We start from the raw sequence: 1,006 nt of genomic DNA, 5'->3' as shown, positions 1-1,006 counted from the left end.
TTGGCGTAGCGCGACGCGAGCGACCGTCGCGGGGTGAAGGTGCTGGCGAACTCGTGCGGTGTCTGCCAGGCGATCTGGGAGTGCGGCCGCGCCGTGTTGTAGTCGGTGCGCCACAGCGCGGTTGCCCCGCGTGCCTGGGCCAGCGAGGTGAACAGCGTCTCATTGAGCAGCTCGTCGCGCAGGCGGCCGTTGAAGCTTTCGATGAAGCCGTTCTGCATCGGCTTGCCCGGCGCGATATAGTGCCATTCGACGCGGTTCTGATCGGCCCAGGCGAGGATGGCGTTCGAGGTGAACTCGCTGCCATTGTCGCTGACGATCATCCTCGGCCGGCCGCGATCGGTGACGAGCTTGTCCAGCTCGCGTGCAACCCGCATGCCCGAAAGCGACGTGTCGACCACCAGCGCCAGGCATTCGCGCGTGCAGTCGTCGACGATCGCCAGGATGCGGAAGCGACGGCCGTCGGTGAGCTGATCCGACACGAAGTCGAGCGACCAGCGCTCGTCGGGACGTAGCGGCACCAGCATCGGCGCCCTGGTCCCGATCGCCCGCTTGCGGCCACCACGCCGGCGAACGGCAAGCTTCTCCTCCCGGTAGAGCCGGAACAGCTTCTTGTGGTTCACCACGAGGCCTTCGCGCCTCAGCATCACGAGAAGACGCCGATAGCCGAACCGGCGACGCTCCTGCGCGATCGCCTTCATCCGCTCGCGGACCTCGCCCTCGTCCGGACGGCTGGTCTCGTAGCGAACCGTCATGCGGCAGCAGCCGATGGCTTTACACGCCCGCCGTTCGCTCATCCCGAAGGCATCCTTCAGGCGAACGACAGCTTTCCGCTTGGCCGCGGGCGTCACCACTTCTTTCCCACCAGATCCTTCAGCGCCGCATTGTCGAGCATGGCGTCGGCCAGCAGACGCTTCAGCCGCGTGTTCTCGTCCTCCAGCGCCTTCAGGCGGCGCGCCTCCGAGACGTCCATCCCGCCGAAGCGGGCCTTCCAATTGTAGATCGAGGC

The 1,006-nt window shown here is 66.6% G+C and carries 1 pseudogene; it reads right to left on the bottom strand.

The window, feature by feature from the left end:
• Positions 1-1,006, bottom strand: a pseudogene (locus tag OZ671_RS31890) (IS3 family transposase); the annotation flags it as partial.

Origin of the sequence: Phreatobacter sp. AB_2022a (assembly GCF_026847585.1) — a bacterium.
In the GTDB taxonomy this organism is placed as follows: Bacteria; Pseudomonadota; Alphaproteobacteria; order Rhizobiales; family Phreatobacteraceae; genus Phreatobacter.
Note: the sequence above shows the minus strand (reverse complement) of the source record. Positions and strands in the feature narration are given on the sequence as shown.